The organism is Candidatus Binatia bacterium (assembly GCA_026415395.1).
GTDB lineage: Bacteria > Desulfobacterota > Binatia > HRBIN30 > HRBIN30 > HRBIN30.
Genome location: JAOAHD010000007.1, coordinates 972,114 through 996,663, shown reverse-complemented (window position 1 = coordinate 996,663; position 24,550 = coordinate 972,114). Strand labels below are relative to the sequence as shown.

Here is a 24,550-nt window from a genome sequence, read left to right as displayed (position 1 = left end):
AGCAAGTGACGCGAACCTGCCGCGTTCTATTCATTCAGGGATGGGCCTCCGCCCAATTTGCCCCGACGCCAAGGTCCACAACCAACGGCACCCGCAACTCAACAACCCCCTGCATGACTTCCCGCACCAGGGTGCAGAGCTGCTCGACGCAATCCTCGGCGACCTCGAACACAAGCTCGTCGTGCACTTGCAAGACCATCGTCGCGTCAAGTCGCTCGCGCGGAATCAAACGGTCCAGTTCCACCATTGCCAGCTTGATAATGTCGGCAGCAGAGCCCTGGATCGGCGTATTGAAGGCAATTCGTTCCGCTGCCTGCGCAACGGCTCGATCCGGGCTGCTCAATTCTGGTACCGAACGACGGCGACCCATCAGCGTCGCTACGTATCCGCACTGCCGAGCGTGCTGAACGACTTCATCCAAGTATCTTCTCACCCCTGCATACCGCGTGAAATATTGGTCGATGTAACGCTGGGCCTCCCCAACAGAAATGCCCAGCTCCTTCGCTAAGGAGGTGGATCCCATCCCATACAGCACCCCGAAGTTGATCATCTTCGCCAGGCGGCGCTGCTCTCGCGTAACCGCGGCAGGCGGGACCCCAAACACCTCGGCTGCTGTACGAGCATGGATATCCTCGCCCTTTTCGAACGCGGCACACAGCACTGGATCGCCAGAAAGGTGCGCGAGCAACCGCAGCTCGATCTGCGAGTAATCGGCCACCACCAAGCGACGCCCCGGTGGGGCGGTAAAGCAACGCCGTACCAACTCACCCTCTTCGCCCCGAACGGGAATATTTTGCAGGTTAGGCTCCGTGGAACTCAGTCGACCGGTTGCGGTAACGCACTGGTTGAAGGTGGTGTGCAAGCGGCCAGTCGTAGGGTCAACGGCCTCCAGTAACCCTTCGACGTAAGTGGAGCGGAGCTTCGCCACCGTTCGATACTCGAGAATCTTTCCGGGAAGAGGGTGCAATCCCGCCAACTTGGACAACGCGTCCACATCCGTGGAAAGCCCGGTCCTTCCGCGACGCAAACCACGTGTCGGCAATCGCAATCGCTCGAAGAGCACCTCCCGGAGCTGCTGGGGCGAGGAGATGTTAAAGGGCCCGCCCGCTAGTTGATAAATTTCTTTCGTGAGGCGGACTAACCGCCGCTCGAGTTCCTCCCCCACCTCCCGCAGGGCAACTGTGTCCACATGCACTCCCGCAGCTTCCATGCGCGCGAGCACCCCAACCAACGGGGCTTCGACTTCCTCGAACAGCCTCTGCATCCCGCGATCCGTCAACGCCCCGGAGAGGGTCGCCGCGAGTTCGGGCAACGCACCTACGCCCGCCGCAGTAGCCGCGATGTTCTCACGGAAGCGCCCGCAATCGTAGCCTAAGTAAAAGTTCAACACCTCCGACAACGATGTCGGCACCGGGCATTCCAACAAATAGGCCGCCACCATGGCATCGAACACCGCGCCGGTATTCCAGTGCTCCGCATGGGCGAGCCGCAAGTCTCGCTTGAAATCATGAGCGAACAGACGAGACGGCGCATGCGCGCGCACCGCCTCGAGGACCTGCGGTGGCGGCATGACTGGCGGACACACAACGAGAGCTGGCGCCGAGGGCCGGCCTAACACTGCGCACAGTTCCCTTCCTTCCTGAACGGTTGCCAGCGCAATCTCCGAGCAACTCGGGGCGCTCTCCAAGAAAGTGCAAACCTCCGTCGAATTGCTGGCCACCGCGTAGTCGGCCACTGGCAGTTGTGCTTGCTCTGGCAACTCGCGAAGCAGGGAATGGAACCCCAACTGAAGAAACAACCGCCGCAAGCGCGGAACATCCATTGCGCGGACTTTGAGCTGTTCCTCATCGACCTCCAGTTCCAGGCCACAGCGCACTTGCGCCAACTCACGCCCCAGCAGCGCAGCCTCGCGTTGCTCCAGCAGTGCGCGGGCAACTGTGCGAGCGGAGCGCAACTCCTTCCACTCACCGATCTCCGCAGCCCGCTCGAGCACTTCCTCCAGCGAACCCAAGCGTCGAAGCAAGGCTTGGGCACTCTTCTCCCCAATGCCCTTGACCCCTGGAATATTGTCCACAGTGTCGCCAACGAGGGCGATGAAGTCGGGAATGAGGCGAGGGGGAACGCCAAATTTTTTCTCAACGGCCGCGGCATCGTACCAACGGTCGAACAGAGTGTCCCACACCCGTATGGAATCGTTGACAAGCTGAAGTAAATCTTTATCCCCACTCACGATCACCACCGGCCGGCCGCGCTCGCTCCACCGCAGAGCGAGCGTCCCGATCACATCATCTGCCTCGACGCCCGCCACTTGCAGCACAGTCAGCCCCGCTCCCTCGGCCACTTCCCGGACATACGGAAGCTGAGACACCAACTCCGCTGGCGTAGCCGGCCGCGTGGCCTTGTAATCCGCGTATATTTCGTCACGGAAAGTTTGCCCAGGAGCGTCGAAGACGGCAGCGGCGTACTGCGGCTTCAGCTCTCGCAGCAGGCGCAACAACATCTTGGTGAATCCGAACACCGCCTGCACGGGTTGGCCCTGAGCCGTGGTCAAGCGAGGCAGCGCGAAAAAGGCGCGGTACACGTAAGAGTGGGCGTCGATGAGATAGAGGGTGTCGCGGCCATCAGACATGAGCGTTGGGAGGCTAACAAACGGGTAAATGAAGCCGCAACCAAATCGTCAGCTTGCAGCACAAAGCAAGACAAGTCCCGTCAGAACTCGGCTTGCTTCGCGCCGGCGCTCGCTCCATCGTCGACGCGGTATGGCATGGCTAGACCTCGTGCTCCCACTCCTCGCCCGCCTGAGCCACGGCTGGCACCTCACCTACACGCGTGGCTTCGCCTGCCCCGAAGTGGTGGACCATGCGTTGAGCAACCAGCCGACTGGAAGCGGGCGCCTCGGGCTCTGGGCCGAGCGCTGGTTTTTGCGGCAGCCACACTGGCGCGCCCTCCGCGCCGTGCAGTCCGAGATCGAAGCCCGCCTCGAAGCCCTGTGTCAACGCCGCAGAAGCTACGGGCTCGAAACATTCGTCCTCGATTTTGGCTATGGCTGCGGTCGTTACGCTTGGAAACTGATCGAGCGCGGCGAAATCCTCTCGCTTCTTTGCCTGCGCCGACAGCCGAACGAAATAAGCCTTGGACGCGCCAAACTACCGTCCGCGTCGCGGCGGCACGTGGAATTTCAAATTGGGGATCGACTTGACCCCGCCAGCTTCCTGATGGCACGGGAACCCGATGTCGCGATCTTCCTTGGCCCCGCCGCTTCGTTCAGCACTTCCGCCGACCTCGAGTGCTTCTTTTCTCTGACTTTCCGGTGTCTCTGCCCCGGTGGGGTATTCTTCTTTGGTGCCGTTGAAGTGCCTGGTCCTTCCCGAAAGCTGAGGCACGGCGAACGAGCATGCGACCAGGCCACCTACATCCTTCGGCACACTGGGTTTCAACAAATCCGGTCCTTAGAGACTGGCAGCAGCGCCCAGCTTCTCGAGAGCTGGAAGGGCCTCACAACGGCTCATCGACCCGGCGATTCCAGCGCGGGCGCATCGTAAGGTCGCACCCTACAATCGCGGTGAAATCGGCCGCTTGCGCCACACCACTGACATTGTCGATTCCACCCAGCCAACAACGCCAAGGGCCATCTCGATACACCACCCCCACCGCGAGCTCGATGATGGTTCCCTCCAAAACTGCGGAGTGCAACTCCCGAAAGGGGCTCGTGTACAACTCCTGTTGCAGAAGGAACGACCAACGCTTCGAGGCCATCCTTTCGAAGGCGACGGTCTGCTGTAAAAATGGATCGAGTGCAAGCCGTGCCGCGCTTACCCTTCCCAGGGGGAACACACCGTTGAGGTTGCCGTACACCCACAGGCGGTCCGACCATAACGGGTAGTCTCCAGCTACCCCACTGGCCACTTCCCAAATGCCGCTGCCCCATACCGCACTCGAGCGCCCAGTTGGTGCCTCGATTGCGAAGCGCGCGGCAAGTCGACCACCACTCGCACCACTCCAAACTTCTCGCTGCACCTCACCTGACACGTCACCCAGCTCGGCGTACTGGCGGGGCCCGTGAAACAAAACTTGCCCGCGGCGTCGCACCCAGAAACCCCCGAATGTGTTGTTTGGGAACAGCCGCCGCTCCGGGTTAAAAGCTGAGAACAGGTCCTCCGTGCTGTCGATAACTGGGTCCAACACACCGCCAAAGCGCGAGAGTAGCGGCAGCTCCACACTGGCTTGCCAGGCTGGAGCCAACCCGAGCGATAGGCGCAGCGCCGTACGATTTTGTTCGAATTTGAGCAGCGCATCGACAGCGCCGCGGTCCGTGGCGATCACGTTGCTCTCAGCCGTCTCTACGCTGAACCGAAGTCGTCCCGGCTCGAGCACGCGCGCCGCAACAAACGGCGGATGCAGAAAAATCTGCCGCAACGGCTGGAAATTCCTTAGGCCCAGCGGTCCGCTTGGTTCGACCGCATCACTGCGAGCGCAGGCAAACGCCAAAATGCACGCTACCGCCACCGAAATTTTTCGTGTAGAAGCGCCCAGGTTGACGCGCGCTATGCAGCCGGTCCGACTCAGCTCCATGCCCGCCTCCGCACATCCACCACCGGCGATGCTCTGTGGTGCTGCCGGTGCTCGCTCGCAGCGGGCAAGCTCACGAACACCCCTCCTCGCGGTCGTGCATCGCGCCGTGCTCCTCCTATCCCTGACACACCTCTCCCTATCAAAGGCAGCGGCTCTGGACATCTCCTCGGCAATCGCCCGTGCGCTCGAGCGGTCGCCCGCAGTGCGGGCAGCCACCGAGCAAGTCGCCGCGGCGCAAGCGAGTTGGTACCAGGCGAGCCGCTGGCACAATCCAGTAGCCGAGCTGCGCGGTGAAAATTGGCGGCTTGCGCCAGAGTTGCGCGCCGACAACCCTGACCTCGATTTCTTCGCTACTGTGAGCCAACTCGTTGAACTCGGAGGAAAACGAGCAGCACGGCAAGCAGTTGCTTGGGCTGGGGTAAACCTGGCTCAACAGCAGGCACGCGCGCTACGACAGCACTTCGCGCTCGAAACCGCCAAGCAGTTCATCGCCGTCCTCCGGCTCCGAGAAGAATTGGAGATTGTTGGGGAGTCGGAACACGAAATCGCCGCACTGAGGGCGATTGCCGAGCGGCGTGTACGCGAAGGGAAGCTTGCGGTGGCGGAGCAGTTAAAATTGGAAGCTGAGCTGGGCCGGTTGCGTACAATCGCCACGGAACTCCACGCTAGCGAGGCGATCGCACTTCAGCAACTTCGTCAGTTGCTGGACGACCCGCAGCTTCCCCCCGATACGCTGGAGAAGCCGCAGTTCGAAACGCCCCCGTCTCTTGGAGACACGGTCATCGTAGAAGAGGTGCTCCGCAAACACCCCGAGTATCAGGCGAGTGTCGCCGCGAAGGAGCGAGCGCAACATGCGCTCGATCTGGAACAAGCCCGCCGCATTCCAGACCCGGCGATAACCGCCGGGTACAAACGCACCGCAGCGCGTGACACGCTGGTGACGGGCGTGTCTGTCCCTCTCCCGGTACTGGACACGAACCGGGGCAACGTGCAGCGAGCGACGGCAGAACTGAGTGCGGCCAACGCGCTGGTGGATGCCACAGCCCAACGCGTGCGCGCCGAGCTATTTGCGGTGTTAAGCCGCTGGCGCGCTTTGGCGGCGCGGATGCTCTCGGCGCACGAAGAAATGATCGAGCCCGCATCGAACGTACGCCGGGCCGCGCAGGTTGCGTTCCATGAAGGCAGCGGCGAGATTTTGGCTCTGGTTGATGCTGAACGCGTGTACCTGGAGGTACGACGAACCGTGGTGGGAACTTGGGCTGAGGCGGTTTTCGCCGCGCAAACATGGCGCATTTTGTCTAGCGACAACGGGCCATGAGGCGTGCGCTCTCTCCGATTTCCTTCTCCGTTGTCACAAGCGCCAAATGGCAGCAGCGCCGGGTTGGTGGTGCAGTCGCCCTGCTGTTCGCCGCCGCCACACTTTTCGCCTGCACACAACCAGACCGAGACCCGAACCCCGGACCTGTCGCCATTGCGGGCGACACCGTGGAGGTGCCAACGGCAATTCAGGAGCGGCTCGGCTTCGAAATCGTCGTTGCCCGGCACACCGAAGTCAGTGAGTCTATTACGGCACCTGCAGTGGTCGCGTTCGACGAACGCAAAACCGCGCGCCTCGGTTCACCAGTCGAAGGGCGAGTGCGCGACGTCCTCGCCCTCGTCGGTGACCGCGTCACCGAGGGGCAAATCCTCGCTTGGTTATATAGCCCCAATTGGGAGGCCACCGTGGCGCAACTCCGTACTGCGTCGGCTAGCGAGCGCTCCGCCAGTGCCGAACTCCAATTTGCCCTACAACAACACGCACGGGCTCGCCGTCTCTTCGCGGCCAAAGCTGCTGCTTTGCAGGAGCTTGAGCGCGCCCGGCTGGATGTGGTGATCGCGCGCAACAAAGTGCGTGCGGCACGCGCGGAGCTGTCTCGTGCTCGAAGAGATTGGCTGGCCCTCGGAGGTGGCAAAGCGAACGACGTTCACCCGTCAGGACTCCCCCTTCGCTCCCCAATTCACGGTACCGTCGTGGAGCGACCGGCGAGTCCCGGCCAAGGGATTGTACCCGGTTCACCCCTGTTCACCGTCGCACAACTGGACACTCTCTGGCTGCTAGCAGAGGTCGACGAACGTTGGCTCAACAAACTGACTTCAGGAACCTGGGTGCGGTTTAAGGTTTCCGCCTACCCGAACGAGACCTTTACGGCGACGATCGAATACATCAGTGATGTGCTAGATCCGAAAACACGCCGCGTCAAAGTTCGTTGCACGGTGGACAACCGAGACGGCAAGCTTAAGCCCGAGATGTTTGCCGAACTCGAAATTTCCGAGCCCCACGCCCAAGCGTTGCTCGTCATTCCCCAGTCGGCAGTGCAACAGCTAGATGGGCGCAGCGTCGTCTTCGTGCCGATCGCGGAAAGCAAGTTTCAACAGCGGCCAGTTGAGATTGGCCGAGTTGGCGACGGGTGGGTCGAGGTCAAGTCGGGCTTGCGCCATGGCGATCGTGTTGTCGCTCGTGGCAGCTTTCTTCTGAAGTCCACATTGGTGCTCCGCGCGCACCCCTCGGAGGATTGACTGCAGCAGTTTGAACCATGGGAGTGATCGAACGCTTCGTCGCAGCAACGTTCCGACATCCTGCGGGTGTGGCCGCTGCCGTCGCGGCACTCATAGTTGGTGGCCTTTGGTGCTTTCGTTGGCTGCCCGTTGAGGCCTTCCCGGATCTGACCAACCAACAAGTCGTGGTCGTTTCGGAGGCGCCAGGAATGGCGGCCGCCGACGTCGAACACTGGATCACATATCCCATCGAAGCCGCCGTCATGGGCATTCCCGGAGCCGTGCAAGTGCGGTCGACGTCGAAGTTCGGGCTGTCCTTGGTCACGATCGTGTTCGAGGACCAGGTGCCGCTCTACTTCGCCAGGCAACAGGTCAACGAACGGCTTGCTGACGTACGCGAGAGATTACCGGCAGGGGTAACCTCCACGCTCGGGCCCGTGGCAACCCCTTTCGGCGAAGTGTTCCAGTACCTTGTCGAAGGCCCTCTCGATGCCATGGAACGGAAGACGCTCCAAGACTGGGAAATCCGCCTGCGTCTGCGCTCCGTCCAAGGCGTAAGCGAAGTGAATTCTTGGGGCGGCTTTACCAAACGCTTCGAGGTGGAAGTCGACCCGCAGGGCCTAGAGAAGTATGGCTTTGCCCTGAGCCAGGTCCTCCACGCAGTGCGCGCCAACAACACTGTGTTCGGCGGTGGTTTTGTGGAAGAAGGAGCAGAGCGTTTCACCATCCGTGGGCGTGGCCAGCTCACCGATATGACAGAGCTCGGCAGCATCGTTTTAGCGGCTCACAATGGGACCCCGATTTACCTCCGCGATCTCGCCCAAATTTCTTTGGGGGCACTGCCTCGCTACGGCGCAGTGACGCGCGATGCCCGTGGCGAAACCGTCTCCGGGATGGTGATTCTCTTAAAAGGAACCAATGCGGCCGAGGCGACCGAACGAGTCAAACAGCGGGTGAAAGAAATCGAAAAAACGCTGCCACCGGGAACCCGCATCGAGCCGTTTTACGACCAAAGTGAAGTCATCCACCGCACCAGCCGGACTGTAGCCCGCAACCTGCTCGAAGGCTGCGCACTCGTAGTCCTGGTCCTTGTGTTGTTCCTGCGCGATTGGAGGGCAGCACTGCTGGTCTCTTCCGTGATTCCGTTAGCGATGCTCTGCGGCTTTTCCGGGATGTACTTGCTTGGTGTCTCTGCCAACCTCATGTCGCTCGGCGCGATCGATTTCGGACTCATTGTCGACGGCGCAGTGGTGATGGTGGAGAACCTGGTACGGCGACGGGATGAACACCGCGGCACGAGGATGCGCAAGGACCTCCTCCCCGTCTACCGTGCAGCCGCCATCGAAGTCGCACGACCGGTTGCTTTTGGAGTCGCGATCATTGTGGCCGTGTACCTTCCCATTTTTACCCTCGAGGGCCTGGAAGGAAAAATGTACCGGCCCATGGCGATCACCGTCTGCACAGCCATTTTGGGCGCGCTGCTTCTTGCGCTCACTGCCATCCCAGCCGCCGCACCGTACGTCCTCGCTACCGCGCCTCAACGGCACGAAGAAGCCGTGTGGTTCCGTTGGCTTCAGAACCGTTACCAACAATTGCTGATCGCGGTGATGGCCCGCCGCAAGCTCATCGTTCCTTCGGCAGCGGGGGTCGTGGTACTGGCCTTGTGCTCTTTGCCCTTTCTTGGGACGGAGTTCATGCCGAAACTCGACGAAGGCTCCATTCTCGTGCAGGTCCGCCTCCTCCCGTCGGTGAGCCTGGCGGAATCGGTCGACACCTTCACCCGTCTCGAACGGATGCTTTTGGAGTTTCCCCAGGTGAGGAGCGTCGTCACCAAGATTGGCCGCCCCGACATCGCGACCGAAGCGATGGGGATCTACGAGGGAGACATGTACGTCCTGCTCAAGCCGGCTGAGCAATGGCCTGACCACATAACCAAAGAGGAATTGATCGACGCCCTGGCCGAGCATTTGGAACAGGTGCCGGGAATCTCTTTAAACTTCACTCAGCCAATGGCGATGCGGCTTGACGAAGTGATTTCCGGAATCAAGGCGGATGTGGCCGTGAAAATCTTCGGTCCCGATCCCACCGAGCTCCAGCGCATCGGCAACGAAGTCCGGGCTGCACTGGAAACGGTTGCGGGCGTTGCAGACTTGCGCCTGGAACTCCTCTCCGGGGCACGGGAGTTGTCAATCGCCATCGACCGTATGGCGTTGGCGCGCTACGGCCTGTCGGTCGACGACGTTCGTGATGTGGTCGAAGCGGCAACCGGGGGTGTGACGGTAACCGAAATCCTGGAAGGCGCGCGGCGCTTCCCGGTTGTCGTCCGCCTGCCAGAGGCGTATCGCCGGGATGCGGAGGCGCTGGCACAGATTCCATTGCTCGCTCCCGGTGGGGAGCGCATTCGACTGCACCAAATTGCCCGCATCACCCCTACAGACTCTCCCGAAGCAATTCAGCGCGAAGATGGGCAGCGACGGTTGGTGGTGCAAGCAAACGTGCGCGGACGCGACCTCGGCAGCTTTGTTGCCGAGGCACACCACCGGATCGACGAAACCGTTCACCTTCCACCCGGTTACCACTTCCGCTGGGGCGGACAGTTCGAGAACCAGCAGCGCGCGATGCGTCGCCTCGCGATCGTGGTTCCACTCGCGCTAGGGATCGTCTGCATGCTGCTCTACGCCACGTTCGGCCGCCTCCGGTATGCCGCATTGGTTCTGATGGGCGTACCGTTTGGCACCGTCGGCGGGATCGCTGCCCTGTGGCTTCGCGGTTTACACTTGAACCTCGCTGCTTCCATTGGCTTTGTTGCGTTGTTTGGCATTGCAGTCCTGAACGGCGTCGTGATGATTTCCGCGATTAACCGCCTGCGCGAGGCTGGCCTCGCGCTTACCGAGGCTACTGTTCAGGGTGCTACGCAACGCCTGAAGCCAGTGTTAATGACGGCACTTGTTGCCGCCTTTGGCTTTTTGCCGATGGCCGTTTCGCATAGCTCGGGAGCGGAAGTACAACGACCGCTTGCAACCGTGGTCATCGGCGGGATTCTCTCAGCTGCCACGTTGACGCTTTTGATCCTCCCGTCGCTTTACGAGTGGCTGGAACGGCGTGTTGCCACTCGATGGCTCAACCATGGTTCTTGAGAACGGGGCCACCGCCTTGTCCTCAACTGGGAAACCGGCAGAGCCATCTGAACAGCCTGACCCTCACGCTGTGGGGACTTCAGCACCAGAGGGCCCGATCGTCCAAGTCGCGCTGATCCCGGCACAAGGCAACTTGGACATCCTGGACTACGTCGTACCTGAGTCTCTCGCCCACGAGGTGGCAGTCGGCAGCCGTGTGGTCGTTCCCCTCGGGCGCCGATTTGTCATGGGTGTGGTCATCCAACAGGTCGAACACTCCGCAGCTCCTCACTTGCGCCCAATCTCCGCGTGCCTCGACCACAACGGCCCTTTGTTCGACCCCTTGCTGCTCGAACTCGCCCGTTGGCTTGGCGAATATTACCTCGGCTCCCTGAGCGAGGCGATTGCCACGATGATTCCCAGTGCGATCAAGGTACGCGTGCGGCGCCTCCTGTCGACTGCACCATCGGCACTGACGGAGGTGGCTGACCCAAAGGATCGCAACATCGTTGAGCATGTCGCTCGGCATGCTTGGATTCCTGTGCCAACACTACGCCGTCAGCTCAAAGAAGCGTTTTCGACTGCGCGGCTAGAGCGCCTATGCCGGCAAGGCATCCTCCTCGTGCGTTATCAAGCCGAGGCATCCGTCCCGGCCGAACGGCAAGGTCTTCGAATCGTCCGCATCAGCACCCCGCTCCCTGAACTCGAGGTCGAAGTCTGGATGCAACGGCGCCCGGCGCTGTGGCGTTTCTACGAATACCTCTACCACCACCCCAGCGGCTACGCGACGCTCGACGAGCTCCAAGCCAACTTCCCCTCTGCTCGGGCCAAGCTCCGCCTCTTAGAAGAGGCGGGGGTCATCGAATGGGACCGCTTAGCCCCGGAACCCATCTTGTCATCATCCACGGAAACGGCTTCCCAGGCTTTGCCTTTAACTGCCCACCAAAGCGAGGCCGTTCGTCAGTTGAGGGCTTCGTTACACGAGGGGTTTGTGCCCTTTCTCCTATTTGGGGTCACCGGTAGTGGGAAGACCGAGGTTTACCTCCAAACAGCCGAGGCCTGTCTTTCTGCGGGAAAAACAGTCCTGGCGCTGGTGCCAGAGATTTCCCTCACGCATCAGTTGGTCACCGCACTCCGAGGGCGCTTTGGCAGCGAGGTGGCTTTGTTGCATAGCGGATTGAGCCCGCGCGAGCGCTGGCAACAGTGGGAGCGCATCGCTTCCGGAGCCGTACACCTTGCCGTCGGCGCGCGCAGTGCAGTTTTCGCTCCGCTCCGGAACCTGGGCTTGATCATTGTCGACGAGGAGCACGACGGTGCGTACAAGCAAGAGGAGGGGCTGCGCTATCACGCGCGCGATGTCGCCGTCATGCGCGCCCGCCTGGCTAACTGCACCATCGTGCTCGGCTCGGCCACCCCTTCCCTCGAGAGTTACTACAACGCACGCCGAGGTCGCTACCGGCTTTTGCACCTACCCGAACGCATCGACACCCGTCCTCTACCCACGGTGGAATTGATCGACCTCCGTGGCACTCGGGTCCACGGGCGTGCTCTCCCACTCTCGCAGACTCTCTGCTCGGCGCTCGAGTTCAACCTTGCGGTCAAGCAACAAAGCTTGCTCTTCCTCAATCGTCGTGGATATGCCCGCTTTCTGCAGTGCCTTGAGTGCGGAGCGGTGATGAACTGCGCGAACTGCTCCGTGAGCCTGACCTACCACCAACGGAAGGCCGCCCTACAGTGCCACCATTGTGGCCGTACGACCCCCGCACCACGCTGTTGCCCTCAGTGCGGGGGAACTGCAGTGGCGGCATGGAGTGCGGGCACGGAGCAGGTGGAGCAGGTAGTGCGTGCGTTGCTCCCCCATGCTCGCGTTGCCCGGCTGGATCGCGATGTAGCCGCGCGACCGAAGGCGTTGCTGGAGATCCTCAATCACTGGATCGCGGGGAACTTCGACATTTTGATCGGCACACAAATGGTGACCAAGGGTCATCATGTTCCCAACGTCACTCTCGTCGGAGTGATCCTTGCAGATCTCTCCCGCAACCTGCCCGACTTTCGCTCCAGCGAACGCACCTTCCAGCTTCTCACCCAAGTGGCCGGGCGTGCCGGCCGGGGCGACGTTCCCGGACGCGTGCTTGTGCAAACCTATCGGCCAGAAGATCCAGTCCTCCAATGGGCGGCCAGCCAAGACTACGAGGGATTTGCCCGCTACGAGCTCTCCCACCGGCAAGAGCTCGCCTACCCTCCGTTTTCCCGGCTCGTACTCGCACGTGTCGAGGCGCGGCACGAAGAGGAAGCGCAAACTGTGGCACATCAGTTCGCGGCTACCGTTGCCGCACTGGGCGGACACGCTCTCCAAGTGCTCGGACCGGCACCAGCGCCGTTGCTCCGGCTGCGCGGCTGGTACCGTTGGCAAGTCCTCCTTCGATCCACTCATTCCGCAATCGCTCGCCGGAGCGCGGCCCACGCGCGGACCCTGGTACGGGAACGCTTGTCCCAAAAGGCACATGTGAGGATCGTTCTCGATGTCGACCCCCAGTCCTTACTGTGACCAACGCGGGCCCTACCTCCGCTCGACGACCAGGGCGCAGTCCATGTTGAAGGCCCCGACTCCTCGGCGCTAGCCCGCGGACCCTTCAGCGGCGCAAAGTGCAACATTGCCAACCATCGGTCGCAGTAGAATTCGCGCCTCATGCGTGAAACACTACCGCAACGCGGCAGTTCATTGGCAACGAAGGGAGGTTCCGTGGGAGACAGGCCTCGTTCCATTTTGCTCTGTACGTTGGGCGCGTCGTGGGCGGTTGTACCCGAGGTGTATGCGGTGGTGGCTCCCGACATCCTGGATTTGTTCCGCCACCACGAGCGAAGAGAGCGCTTTCGGCAAGAAACCCTCAGTCGCGGCATTGCTCCCCCCGATGAGGTTTGGGTCGCCACCACCGGTGGCACAGAAGAGCAACGTCAAGCTTTGCTCGCCTGTTGGAACCAAATCACCGATGCTCCACCTCTGAAGATCTGGGTTGCGCGGCGCACTCACGACTTAGGGTCGACCGAGGAATGCGACGAAATGCGAGAGCTTCTCTTTCGCCTCACGTTTCACGCTGCTCACAACGGCCAACACCAAGCGCTGGTCTTGAGCGTGGCTGGGGGGCGCAAAACGATGAGTGCCGACTTGCAGTGGGCGGGAAGCGTCTTTGGTGCACGGGCTTGCGTGCACGTCATCGACCGTAATCTCCCTGAACCGCTGCGGAGACCGACTCCGGACCTGTTCACCGCGCCGTTGAAACCCGAACTCGCCAACAGCCTCGAGCCAGTTTTTTTCGGTCCGCTCGAACGCTCTGATTTGCTCGACGTGCAAACCGCGGAATTTCCTCTCCTCGATCCGGAAGAGTTCCCCATCGAAGGAGAAGCTCTTCCCAGCAGCAGCACGACCGCCATAACGATCCTCTGGGAGCATCGTGCGCCGTCTCTGGTGGACGTTTGGCGTGCGCGCGAGCGTGCGCGCCCGCGGATTTACGTGGGCCACCTCAAACACTTGCTCGAGCAAGAACCGCGACCAAACTGGTACGGACTGTACCGCCTTTCCCCCCGGCACATCGAAGCCCTGCGCCGGCACACGGTCGGCCCACAGCTCCGCACGTGGCTCACAGCGCTACCGAAGGCTGACCTCCATTGCCACCTAGGTGGGGTGCTCGACGTTGCGCAGCAGCGGGAAGTTGCCCGCGTGGTGTGGGACCTTCTGTCCCAGCGGGAGCGCCAACGTGCGCTCGAGCGCGTGAAGGTTTGGTACCGAGAAAAAGAATGGCCTGCGAATTGGCCGAACTTGCTAGGCCGTGGTCGCGACCGCCTCAACGCCGCCACAGCCATCCTCTGCAACTTGAGCGAAGGCGAACTCGTTGAACGCCTCTATCGAACAACGGAGCCGCGGGTTGGCTTGCGAGCAGGGCTGGGTTTTCGCGCCTACGAAATCCCAGGGGAACTCTCCGGATCCGCCCTCCTCCAATCCGAACCGGCAGTGCGCGAGTACGTACGCCAAACCTATACACGGCTCCGGCGCGACGGAGTATGCTACTGTGAGCTTCGCTGTAGCCCCCACAAGTATTTGTGCGACCACACCGGCGAGGGGAACATCGGTCGCTTTTTACTCGTGTTCGACGACGCGCTGCGGGAAGCGCAGCAGGAAGATCCCGGGCTAGACATCCGCTTGTTGATCGTACTCGACCGGCGCCGAGAGCTCAGCCTCGCCGACATTAAAGCTATTATCCGGGCTCGCCGCTCCCATCAGCATCTCATCGTCGGTGTCGACATTGCCGGCGACGAAAGCACCGCCCCGCGCTTCGGCGAACTTGCGCGGCTGTTGAACCCCGTGTTCCGGGAGTGTCTACCCCTGACCATCCATGCTGGCGAAGGGGAAAGTGCGCACAACATTTGGCAAGCTGTTTATCGTTTGCACGCGGAGCGGGTTGGCCATGGCCTCACCCTGCACGAGCATCCCGAACTGGCGCAACGACTGCGCGATCGCGGAATCGCCATCGAGCTTTGCCCCACGAGTAATGTCGAGGTGGTCGGCTACTACGACCCGGAGGTGGACACCACCTGGAACCGTCCCGAGTACCCACTGAGGAGCTACCTGCAGGACCTCGGTCTCGATGTCGTCCTATGCACCGACAACCCAGGCATTAGCCGGACAAGTTTAGCCGACGAGTACCTGCGCGCGGCAAGGATGTGCGGTGGCTTAAACGTGTGGCAGTTACTTGCTCTCGTGCGGGCAGGTTTCGAACATGCCTTCCTGCCGGCGGCCGAACGCTCGAGCTTGCTTCGCCGCTACGATGCGGAGGTCGTCGAGAAAGTCACCCAGCTGCTGCAAGGGACAGACGGCACGCTCGCATAGTGGAGAGCGAGTCCCGTGGGCTCTGCGCACCCGGGCAGGCGCTCCCCACTGCTCCCCATTGCTCGAAGAAGCCTTTCTCGGCACTCGTGCGCAAAACTCAACACAACTTCCGCCACATCAACGTGCGCCTGTGCGAACTGTGTGCGCTCACGCCACGGCACCACGGACTGGATTTAAAACAATCTTCCGCGCCAGGTGCAGCGCTACCGGCCCCGCCTCAGGCCAAAGCGGCACTTGCGCGTATAGCACACACTTCCTTACGTTTGTCGCGTTATGGCTTTGCGACCGATTCTGAAGTACCCCGATCCGACCCTCAAACGCACGTCGCTACCCGTACAAAACATCGATGGGCGGGTGCAGGAATTACTCAACGACATGGTCGAGACCATGTACCATGCACCGGGCATCGGACTGGCCGCGCCCCAAGTTGGGGTGAGCGAACGGGTGATCGTGCTCGACGTCGACAAGGAACAACACGGAGTGGGGCTGATCAAACTCATCAATCCACAAATCGCCGCACGCGAGGGCTCCATCGTGTTCGAAGAGGGCTGCTTGAGCGTGATCGGTTACACCGCCGAGGTGCGGCGCGCTGCGAAGGTACTCGTGCGCGCCTGGACGCCGGAAGAAAAGGAAATCGAAATCGAGGCAGAAGGTTTGTTTGCGGTGGCCCTGCAGCACGAAATCGACCACCTGGACGGTAAACTCTTTATCGACCGCATCAGCAGCCTCAAGCGTGATCTCTACCGGCGCCGCCTCAGGAAGTGGATGCGTGAGGGCCTCCCTGAGGACGTTGTGGCCGGCTCGAGCGGGCTGTGAGTCATCTATCTTCTCCTACTGACCAGGCGGCCGACCAGAAGGTCGGGCAACCCACTGGATGGCGCATTGTATTTTTCGGTACGCCCGAGTTTGCGGTTCCCTCGCTCCAAGCCCTCGTCAACGCCGGAGAACATGTTGTCGGTGTGGTTACTCAGCCCGACAAACCGGCCGGCCGGGGGCGCCACCTTACGCCTCCCCCTGTGAAGAGCTTTGCGGAGAACACCGGGATCCCAGTGGTGCAGCCAGAAAAGGTGCGCGGGAACGCAGAGTTCCTTCGCGTGCTCCGTGGCTGGCAACCCGACGTCATTGTCGTCGTTGCGTACGGCAAGATCCTCCCGCGTGAGATCCTTGAGATTCCACCTCATGGATGTATCAACGTGCACGCGTCCCTGCTACCCCGCTACCGTGGCGCTGCACCCATTCAGTGGGCGCTCATTCGCGGGGAGAGCGAAAGCGGCATCACGATCATGTTGATGACCGAGGAAATGGACGCCGGGCCGATCCTTTTGCAGCGGCGCGTGAGCATCGCCTCGGAGGAAACTTATGGCGAGTTGCAGAAGCGACTTGCTCATCTTGGCGCCGCGTGCTTGCTCGAAGCCCTGCACGCCTGGCATAAGGGCGTGCTCCAACCTCGTCTCCAGGATGCGGCGCAGGTTTCTTTTGCCCCTTTGATCCGCTCCGACTTAGGGAAGATCGATTGGCAGAAACCAGCGGCGGAGATCGCCCAATTAGTTCGGGGACTTAGCCCATCCCCCGGAGCATACTTCTTATGGAAGGGTCGGCGCGTGAAGGTCTACCGGGCACGGGTCCAGAGCAGCGAGGAACAGCTTCGGCTCGATCCCGGCACGATCGTACGTGTAGACCCACGACTCGAAGTTGCCTGTGGGGATGGGGTCCTGGAGCTCGTCGAAATCCAGGTTGAAGGACGTCGCCAGGGCAAGGGCAGCGAAGTTGCCCGCGGTTTGCGCTGGCAACCGGGGCATCGCTTGGCCTAAAGGGCCTCCATGAGCGGGGAGCAAAGGGCGCCCACGAACACAAACCCACGGCTACTCGCCTGGCGCGTGCTCCAACGCGTTGAAACGGGTGCTCACGCCGACGCCGTCCTGGGGCGAACCCTCTCGGCAGCGTCACTCACCGCCAAAGACCGCGCACTCGCGGTTCGCCTCGTGTACGGGACCCTCGCGTGGCAGTTGTATCTCGACTACTTGCTTCAGCAGTTTTGCCATCAGCCGCTGGAAAAATTGGATCCGCCAATTCGCGTCCTGCTGCGTCTTGCGCTCTTTCAAATCTGCTTTCTCGACAAGGTTCCGCCGTTTGCCGCGGTCGATACCGCGGTGGATTTGGCGAAAACTCACAAACACGGCGCCGCCGTGCCGCTCGTCAACGCTGTGCTCCGCCGTGCCGCTCGAGGATGGAAAGATGTTCCATTGCCAGAGCGAGAGCGTGATCTCGCCGCCTACCTCAGCGTCCGCTACTCGCATCCACGCTGGCTCGTCGAAGCCTGGTTAAGCCAGTACGACGAGATAGAAACGGAGCTCCTGTTGGAGGCAAACAACCAGGTGTCCCCCACCGCCCTGCGGGTAAACCGGCTGCGGGGAACACGAGAGCATCTTCTGCGGGAGTTCCGGGCTCAGGGTCTAGAGGCGGAGCCGGGGAATTACTCCCCGGATGCGGTGCTGGTGCGCGGCTTCGACCCGTTGCACCATCCCCTCTTCGAGCAAGGCGTGTACTCGGTGCAAAGCGAGGCCGCACAACTGGTCAGCTACTTAGTCGCACCGCAGCCAGGCGAGCTCGTGTTGGACCTGTGCGCGGCACCCGGAGGGAAGGCAACACACCTGGCCGAGCTGATGAGCAATCAAGGCATCGTCGTCGCGGTAGACGCGAGCCGCCCGGGCATCGAGCGAGTGCAGCAAGAATGCAGCCGTTTAGGCATCGGCATCGTCGAACCCTACCTGGCCGACGCGCGGCTTTGGGAACCCCAAGCACAGCAGCGATTTGATCGCGTATTGCTCGATGCCCCCTGCTCGGGGCTTGGCACCTTACGGGAGCATCCAGAAATCCGCTGGCGGCGCACTTCGGAGTCGGTACGAGAATTGGCGCAACTGCAACGAGAGCTCTTGCAGCAAGCCGCCCGTTGGACCCGGCCTGGAGGTCTTCTTGTTTATGCGACCTGTACGCTGCTCCGGGAAGAAAATGAAGAGGTAATCGCGCACTTCCTGGCGGAGCGACGGGATTTCGCCCTCTCCCGCATTCCCGAGCAGCTCCCGCCCTCAATCCAGGCACTCGTCGATTCGCAAGGTTTCTTTCGCACCATGCCGCATCGACACGATGTCGATGGCTTTTTTGCTGTGCGGTTGCAGCGCCGCCACGACGAGGGTAACGTCGCGCCGTGATTCGCATTGCCGCTTCGATTCTTTCGGCTGACTTTGCTCGCCTAGGCGAGGAAGTGGAGGCGGTCACCCGTGCCGGTGCTGATTGGATTCATCTTGACGTGATGGACGGCCACTTTGTGCCCAACCTGACCATCGGGCCAGACGTGGTTCGGGCTGTACGCCGCCACACACCGCTTCCACTGGACACGCACCTCATGATCGAGCATCCCGAGCGCTTTCTGGATGCGTTCGCCGAGGCCGGGAGCGACTACATTTCGGTGCACGTGGAAGTGGCGCACGACACCCGGGCACTCGTCGAGCACATCCGGGCGCTCGGGAAGCACCCGGCGGTCGTGGTCAACCCGGAAACTCCCTTGCAGCGAGCTTTCCCAGTGTTGCCCATTGTCGATATGCTCCTCATCATGAGCGTTCATCCGGGCTTTGCCGCACAGCAGTTCATTCCGCAGGCGTTGGACAAAATTCGTGCGGCAGCCGAGTTTCGCGCTCGCCACGGTTTGTCGTTCCTCATTGAAGTTGACGGCGGAGTCAAAGCGCACAACGCGGCGGCCGTAGCGGAAGTAGGAGCGGATGTATTGGTATCTGGCTCCGGCATTTTCGGAACGCCCGACTACTCAGCGACGATTGCCGAAATGCGGAGGCGGGCTGAAGAGGCTCAGGCCAAGAGAACTTCCTAGGGGGCAATGCCTAGACCATGACGAGTCAGACGTGTCTCGTTCCACGCGGCAGCGGGAGTGGCTCACGCAAAACATTGGCTCGCCAATACGGAACTCGCCGGCCTGCCGCGTCTCTCTAAACAAATCGTTGCTCCATCGCTTGCCTGGGGTTGCGTAGAGTGGCGCCTCCACTGTCCTCTGATCGCTCACGCCTAACGAGTGCCCCTTCACCAGCACGAGGGAGACCAAGAGCACGGCGACCGTAGCCAGTTCGGTCACATCTGCCCTTTGCCGACTCGTTGCAAATTCTCACCCCTATGTTATGAGCGCCCGTCGTTCCTGTTCGCCGGTTCAACATCGCGCTGCAACGGGGTGTAGCTCAGACTGGTAGAGCGCACGGTTCGGGACCGTGAGGTCGCTGGTTCAAGTCCAGTCACCCCGACCATTCTACAGATAGTGTCTCTTCTGATGTCACAACCGAGCCCACGGATGACCAACCAGGCACGATCGGAGCGATGGACCCAGCGGATCCAGCGTCACCTTGTTTCCCTGATACTGTGGTGCCTTGCCGCTCTCGCTTCTCTGCACGCCGGTGCGAACCCTGCTCAAGCGCGCACAGCAATTGTGACCGGAACCGAGTGGGTGTTCATTCGGCGAGGACCGGGAAACCAATTTCCGCCATTTGCGCGGATCCCCAGCGGGAGCACAGTTGAAGTGCAAGAGGTACGCGACGACTGGGCGCAAATTATCACTGCGAGCGGCCAAGTGGGCTTTATCCACACGCGTTTTCTTTCTTTCCCGGAGGCGCCCCATCCCGGCCTGGCGACCGTGACGCCGCGGGACCAACCCGCAGGAATGTCGGATCTTCCACCCACGCCTTGGCACCAAGGCGTGCGTTCGGAGGTCGCGACGATCATGCCGACCCCTGTCCCCACCCGCACGCCACCGCCAACGCGCACGCCGCGTGCGACACGCACCCCGTTTCCAACGCGCACCCTCACTGCAACACGCACCATCACGCCCACCCGTTCCCCGAGTTTGACCCGCACGGCTCCGCCCACACGAACCCCTTCGCCTACCGTAACCTCTCCAGCGGTCGGCAACATCACGCCAACTGCTCCCGCTACACAGGCAACCAGACGAGAAACTGCTACTCCAACGGTAATCGGCGAAGCATTGCAGCAACTCAGCGAATTAGAGGCAGAGTTGCTGGCCACCCGCCAGCAATTAGCCGCTTGCCGACAGCAAAACCCCTCATCTTCCCTGGCAACTTGCCCGCAGGAACTCCGCGAAGAGCTCCTGCGTTTGCGCGCGCTGATCGAGCAGCGTAACGCAGGCACCGAGCTCATGCACCAAGATGGTGGAGGTAACGCAGGGGGCACCGGTTCCCCAGCCGCAAGTGCAGATAACCACGTGGTGACGCCGCTCGCCGTGCTCCTAGGGTCGGTCGGTTTCATGCTCGGGTGGTTTGGCGGCAGCCGCTATGCCCGCCGGGCTGAACGACGCCGCATCGGGCGCTTGCGATTCCAATGACTGAGAGCCTGCTCTGGCTAGTAGTGGGCTATGCCTGCGGGAGCATACCGTTCGGGTGGATCCTGGCCCGCGCTCGAAGCGTGGACGTGCGGCGGGTTGGCAGCGGCAACATCGGAGCAACCAACGTCGCGCGAGCGTTGGGGTGGGTTGCCGGACTGGGCACGCTGCTCGCGGACGCTGCCAAGGGCGCCATTCCCGTCCTGTTAGCGGAACGGAGCGCTGCCGATCCCGCTGTCGGGGCTTACGCCGCACTGGGTGCCGTTGGCGGGCATGTGTTTACTCCGTTTCTCAAGTTTCGCGGTGGCAAAGGTGTGGCGACTGCGGCTGGTGCAATGCTGGTGGTCGCGCCGGGCCCTCTGCTCGGTGCAATGCTTGTCTTCTTCGGAACCGTGTATTGCACCGGCTACGTATCCGCTGGCTCTTTGAGCGCCGCACTCGTGCTACCCTTGTTCGCGTGGCTGTATGGCTGCCCGAACATGATCGTGCTGGCCTCAGCGCTCATGTCAACCCTCATTTGGATCCGCCATCGCGACAACCTCTACCGCATTGCGAACGGCACGGAGCCGAAGATCGCGTTCCGACACTCCTAGTCACCCTGTCGTCTGCTCTTACCGCGGGCACTGCCTGTTGGTTGGGCAGCACTTTGCTTTGTGAGCAGCACCTAGCTCAGTATCGAGGACTACGCCCTCCCGTGAACAGCTTTGGCCCTCGATTTGCAGCTCCCGGGAAACCCGGAGGACGGAGCTGAACGAGAGCGAGGAAGGTCATGGAAAAAAAGCGCACGCAAGTCGTTGGACAAGTGCTCACTAGTGTCAGCGTGCAATTCTTGCTTGCTGCGGCCGTGCGGGCCGAAAGCGGTGTGGACTCGGGAGACACTGCGTGGGTCCTGACTGCCTCAGCCCTCGTGTTGATGATGACGTTGCCGGGCCTCGCGCTCTTTTATGGAGGGCTGGTACGCGCGAAAAACGTCCTCAACGTCCTCATGCAATGTTTCATCTCCGCTGGGATCGTCGGTCTCCTGTGGGTGTTGGTGGGTTACAGCTTGGCGTTCAGCGGCGGTGGGCCGTTCATCGGGGATCTTGCCAAGGTCGGGTTGCGGGGGGTCACGATCGACTCCACTTGGGAAAACCTCGCGTCTCCCCCGCGACAAATTCCCGAGTACGTGTTTGTGATGTTTCAGGCGATGTTTGCCATCATCACCCCAGCGTTGATCCTTGGGGCAATCGCGGAGCGGATGCGCTTTAGCGCTTGGGTGGTGTTCCTCACGTTGTGGTTTCTTTGCGTTTACTGCCCCTTGGCCCACATGGTGTGGGGTGCGGAAGGATGGATCTTCAAGTCCGGCGCGATCGACTTTGCTGGTGGCCTCGTCGTCCATATGTCGAGCGGGTTTTCGGCGCTAGCGGCTGCCATCGTACTTGGTGCCCGGCGCGGCTACGGGCGCGAGCCACTTCCCCCGCACAATCTACCACTTTGTCTCACCGGAGCAGGCTTACTGTGGACGGGGTGGTTCGGCTTCAATGCTGGCAGCGCTCTTAGCGCCAGCGGGCTTGCCGCGCTGGCCTTCACCAACACGAACACCGCCACGGCAACCGCCGTCGTAGCATGGGTGCTCCTCGAATGGCTTCATCGCGGTAAGCCCACCGCCCTGGGAGCGGCAACTGCGGCCGTTGCTGGTTTAGTGGCCATCACACCCGCGTGTGGGAACGTCAGCCCTCTCGGAGCCATTGGCGTGGGGCTTGGAGTCACTTTCATCTCCTACTTTGCACTCACTTGGCTCAAGCCCGCCCTCGGCTACGATGATTCACTGGACGTCTTCGGGGTGCACGCCCTGGGCGGGGCTTGGGGTGCCCTCGCCTCAGGTATCTTCGCTGTCACCCTTGGCAGCGGGATCGAGAGCAATTGGCAGCAAATTGGCGTGCAGCTCAAGGGAATCGTTTTCGTTGCCATTTTCGCGCCTCTCGTCTCGCTGCTTCTCCTAGGAATCACCCGGTTAATTCTGGGCTCCCTTCGTGTGGCGGACGAAGAGGAAGTCGAAGGACTCGATTTCTCACAGCACGGCGAGAGTGCGTACTCCCTGTGAGGCTGCCGAACTTTACTCCACCACAGCCCTGGCGTATGTGAGGGTGCAACACAAACCGTATCGGCTGCAAGCCCAGAGGAGGCAGCATGAAGAAGGTCGAGGCAATTATCAAACCGTTCAAGCTCGACGAGGTGAAGGAAGCTTTAAGCGCTGTCGGCGTGCAAGGAATTACGGTCAGCGAGGTAAAAGGGTTCGGGAGACAAAAGGGCCACACGGAGCTCTACCGTGGTGCTGAGTACGTCGTCGACTTCCTGCCCAAGGTGAAGTTGGAGATCATTGTCAAAGACGAAATGGTGAGCCAAGTCGTGGAAACAATCATGAAGGCGGCCAAAACAGGCCGCATCGGAGACGGGAAGATCTTCGTTCTGCCCGTGGAGGAAGTCGTTCGCATCCGCACCGGCGAACGGGGGCCCGACGCCCTTTAATATCGCGCGAAACCGCCTGACGGCGGCGCATTTCATAACCATCGAATAACTTGGCAAAGGAGGAGGAAGCTCGGCATGACGCCGAAAGAGGTGATCAAGTTTGCAAAAGAGAAAAAGGTCACGATGGTCGACATTAAGTTCAACGACTTTCTTGGGATCTGGCAGCACTTCACCATCCCGGTGAGCGAGTTGGACGAAAAATTGTTCGAAGAAGGATCGGGCTTCGACGGCTCATCTATCCGTGGTTGGCAGCCGATTCATGCTAGCGACATGCTCGTCGTCCCGGACCCCACGACCGCTGTGATCGACCCGTTTTTCCAGGAACCGACGCTGTCCTTGATTGGGAACATTGTGGATCCGCTCACCAAAGAAGATTACTCCCGCGACCCGCGGAACATCGCGCGCAAGGCAGAAGCGTACCTCAAGTCCACGGGCATTGGCGATGTTGCCTATTTCGGCCCAGAGCCCGAATTTTTCATCTTCGACGACATTCGCTACGCGCAGGACCAACACTCGGGCTACTATTTCCTGGACTCCATCGAGGGGCAGTGGAACACCGGGCGCGAGGAGAAGCCGAACCTCGGTTACAAGCCGCGGTACAAGGAAGGCTATTTCCCCGTTCCCCCCACCGACAGCCAACAGGATATTCGCTCCGAAATGGTGCGAGTGATGGAACAGGTTGGCCTGCGCGTTGAAAAGCACCACCATGAGGTGGCCACTGCGGGCCAAGCCGAAATCGACTTGCGTTTTCTTCCTCTCGTCAAAATGGCCGACGCGCTGAACTGGTACAAATATATCGTCAAGAACGTCGCGCGACGGCACGGGAAAACCGTTACTTTCATGCCCAAACCGATTTTTGGCGATAACGGTTCCGGCATGCACACCCACCAAAGTATTTGGAAAGGCGAGACACCGCTATTCGCGGGCGACCGCTACGGAGGCCTCAGCGAACTCGCCATGCACTACATTGGGGGGATCCTCAAACACGCGCCGGCCCTGGCAGCTTTCACGAACCCAACGACGAATAGCTACCGCCGGCTCGTGCCGGGGTTCGAAGCACCGGTGAACCTCGCCTACTCCAGCCGCAACCGCTCGGCCGCCGTACGCATCCCGATGTACAGCCCGAGCCCAAAAGCGAAGCGCATTGAAGTTCGCTTCCCGGATCCGACTGCCAATGGTTACCTGGCATTCGCGGCGATGTTGATGGCTGGGCTCGACGGTATCCAAAAGCGCATCTCTCCTGGGGACCCGCTGGATAAGGACATTTACTCGCTCACACCGGAGGAACTCAAAGACGTTCCGAGCATGCCGGCAAGCCTGGAAGAGGCTCTGGAAAATCTCAAGCGCGACCACGAGTTCTTGCTGCAAGGCGATGTCTTCACCGAAGACGTGATCGAAACGTGGATCGAGTACAAAATGGCTAACGAAGTGAGCGCCATGCGGCTACGCCCACATCCGTGGGAATTCGCGCTCTACTTTGACTCGTGATTTGAACGATTCCCAAAGTACGAAGGGGCGAGAGCGCGCAAGCTCTCGCCCCTT

At 61.1% G+C, this 24,550-nt stretch carries 17 protein-coding genes and 1 tRNA gene; 16 read left to right on the top strand and 2 right to left on the bottom strand.

Features of this window, described 5'->3' with window-relative positions; translation table 11 throughout:
• Nucleotides 1-34: 34 nt before the first annotated feature.
• On the bottom strand, nucleotides 35-2,629 hold the full coding sequence (polA, locus tag N3C12_08760) for a DNA polymerase I (GenBank protein MCX8072527.1): 2,595 nt from the start codon (nucleotides 2,627-2,629) through the stop codon (nucleotides 35-37).
• Between the two features lie 130 nt (nucleotides 2,630-2,759).
• Here polA and N3C12_08755 point away from each other — a divergent pair, with 130 nt between their 5' ends.
• Entirely contained in the window at nucleotides 2,760-3,542 is a 783-nt protein-coding gene (locus N3C12_08755; GenBank protein MCX8072526.1) for a class I SAM-dependent methyltransferase family protein, read from the top strand.
• Here N3C12_08755 and N3C12_08750 read toward each other — a convergent pair.
• Nucleotides 3,496-4,572, bottom strand: coding sequence for a DUF3187 family protein (locus N3C12_08750; protein ID MCX8072525.1), 1,077 nt, complete (start codon nucleotides 4,570-4,572; stop codon nucleotides 3,496-3,498). The genes N3C12_08755 and N3C12_08750 overlap by 47 nt on opposite strands.
• A gap of 106 nt (nucleotides 4,573-4,678) precedes the next feature.
• Here N3C12_08750 and N3C12_08745 point away from each other — a divergent pair, with 106 nt between their 5' ends.
• From N3C12_08745 to glnA, 15 genes are all read left to right on the top strand, one after another.
• Complete coding sequence (locus tag N3C12_08745; GenBank protein ID MCX8072524.1) at nucleotides 4,679-5,890, top strand: TolC family protein; 1,212 nt, start codon at nucleotides 4,679-4,681, stop codon at nucleotides 5,888-5,890.
• A complete protein-coding gene (locus tag N3C12_08740; GenBank protein ID MCX8072523.1) occupies nucleotides 5,887-7,128 on the top strand; it encodes an efflux RND transporter periplasmic adaptor subunit in 1,242 nt (413 codons plus the stop codon). Before N3C12_08745 ends, N3C12_08740 begins: the two co-directional genes overlap by 4 nt.
• A gap of 17 nt (nucleotides 7,129-7,145) precedes the next feature.
• Nucleotides 7,146-10,244, top strand: coding sequence for a CusA/CzcA family heavy metal efflux RND transporter (locus N3C12_08735; protein ID MCX8072522.1), 3,099 nt, complete (start codon nucleotides 7,146-7,148; stop codon nucleotides 10,242-10,244).
• The gene (priA, locus tag N3C12_08730) at nucleotides 10,234-12,771 is read left to right on the top strand and encodes a primosomal protein N' (protein MCX8072521.1); all 2,538 of its coding nucleotides are present in this window, start codon (nucleotides 10,234-10,236) and stop codon (nucleotides 12,769-12,771) included. Before N3C12_08735 ends, priA begins: the two co-directional genes overlap by 11 nt.
• Before the next feature lie 195 nt (nucleotides 12,772-12,966).
• The gene (locus tag N3C12_08725; GenBank protein MCX8072520.1) at nucleotides 12,967-15,108 is read left to right on the top strand and encodes a CRISPR-associated ring nuclease; all 2,142 of its coding nucleotides are present in this window, start codon (nucleotides 12,967-12,969) and stop codon (nucleotides 15,106-15,108) included.
• 273 nt (nucleotides 15,109-15,381) lie between these two features.
• Entirely contained in the window at nucleotides 15,382-15,924 is a 543-nt protein-coding gene (gene def, locus N3C12_08720; GenBank protein MCX8072519.1) for a peptide deformylase, read from the top strand.
• Entirely contained in the window at nucleotides 15,921-16,919 is a 999-nt protein-coding gene (gene fmt, locus N3C12_08715; protein ID MCX8072518.1) for a methionyl-tRNA formyltransferase, read from the top strand. Before def ends, fmt begins: the two co-directional genes overlap by 4 nt.
• Before the next feature lie 9 nt (nucleotides 16,920-16,928).
• Complete coding sequence (gene rsmB, locus N3C12_08710; protein MCX8072517.1) at nucleotides 16,929-18,317, top strand: 16S rRNA (cytosine(967)-C(5))-methyltransferase RsmB; 1,389 nt, start codon at nucleotides 16,929-16,931, stop codon at nucleotides 18,315-18,317.
• The gene (gene rpe, locus N3C12_08705; GenBank protein MCX8072516.1) at nucleotides 18,314-18,991 is read left to right on the top strand and encodes a ribulose-phosphate 3-epimerase; all 678 of its coding nucleotides are present in this window, start codon (nucleotides 18,314-18,316) and stop codon (nucleotides 18,989-18,991) included. The genes rsmB and rpe overlap by 4 nt, the downstream gene beginning before the upstream one ends.
• Nucleotides 18,992-19,338: 347 nt before the next feature.
• Nucleotides 19,339-19,415: transfer RNA gene (locus N3C12_08700), tRNA-Pro, on the top strand.
• A gap of 44 nt (nucleotides 19,416-19,459) precedes the next feature.
• A complete protein-coding gene (locus N3C12_08695) occupies nucleotides 19,460-20,503 on the top strand; it encodes an SH3 domain-containing protein (protein MCX8072515.1) in 1,044 nt (347 codons plus the stop codon).
• Nucleotides 20,500-21,093, top strand: a complete 594-nt coding sequence (gene plsY, locus N3C12_08690; GenBank protein MCX8072514.1) for a glycerol-3-phosphate 1-O-acyltransferase PlsY — start codon at nucleotides 20,500-20,502, stop codon at nucleotides 21,091-21,093. Before N3C12_08695 ends, plsY begins: the two co-directional genes overlap by 4 nt.
• Before the next feature lie 176 nt (nucleotides 21,094-21,269).
• Nucleotides 21,270-22,583 (top strand): ammonium transporter, encoded by a 1,314-nt coding sequence (locus N3C12_08685; GenBank protein ID MCX8072513.1) that lies wholly within the window; start codon nucleotides 21,270-21,272, stop codon nucleotides 22,581-22,583.
• 86 nt (nucleotides 22,584-22,669) lie between these two features.
• Nucleotides 22,670-23,008: a P-II family nitrogen regulator gene (locus tag N3C12_08680; GenBank protein MCX8072512.1), complete on the top strand. Its 339-nt coding sequence runs from the start codon at nucleotides 22,670-22,672 to the stop codon at nucleotides 23,006-23,008.
• A 75-nt stretch (nucleotides 23,009-23,083) separates the two neighbouring features.
• Nucleotides 23,084-24,496: a type I glutamate--ammonia ligase gene (gene glnA, locus N3C12_08675; GenBank protein MCX8072511.1), complete on the top strand. Its 1,413-nt coding sequence runs from the start codon at nucleotides 23,084-23,086 to the stop codon at nucleotides 24,494-24,496.
• Nucleotides 24,497-24,550: the final 54 nt, after the last annotated feature.